Annotated in this window: 1 protein-coding gene; it reads left to right on the plus strand. The window is 38.4% G+C overall.

From position 1 onward, the window contains the following. Positions 1 to 314, plus strand: a 314-nt coding sequence (locus ACFINS_RS09820) for a hypothetical protein (protein ID WP_375706157.1), incomplete at its 5' end; no start/stop codon positions are given. Between the last annotated feature and the right edge of the window lie 322 nt (positions 315 to 636).

Raw genomic sequence — 636 nt, forward strand, 5'->3', positions numbered from 1 at the left:
CACTACCGCTCATGCTGCCTCTTGCTGTCTTATTTTTAGTTGTCTACAAAATACTCGCGACGAGATCAACACCCAAACACCCTCCCCAATTTTCCTCTCATAATAGAAATCCAGAAGTTGCTTACCACACACTCTCTTTACCGAAAGGAACACAAATTCTGTCGCAAAGTCTTTCGGAACACAATATTGTGTTGAAAGTTTTAATGCCAGACGATCACATAAAATTTATGGTTTACAATTATCATACCGGCACACTTATTGCTGTTCTTTCTGTTGAAACAACACGATCCAATATCGTCCCCCAGCCCCGTTAACAAAACACCACTACCACGTACCCTTAAACAGTGTTCTTTTGTTTCAACATTTTTCTTGGCCAAAGAGATTACTACAAGAGACTGATTCGGTTTTCTCTCTATGTCTGCCCCCAAGCTAAAGACAAAAATGCATCTTTTTCTATCTAAGTAGAACACCATTTTGAAAAGTTTCTGATGTTCTCCTTAAAAGTTCAAAATATGCAAAATCACAGGATGTTTCTTAACAAAAAATGCACACCACACTGATATTAAACCAGCAACATCCCCCATAAGCGCTTAAAGAGCACTCTTTCATTTTAACATTTTCGTCAGCCCAAAAGAT

The organism is Bartonella sp. AA2SXKL (assembly GCF_042197205.1).
GTDB lineage: Bacteria > Pseudomonadota > Alphaproteobacteria > Rhizobiales > Rhizobiaceae > Bartonella.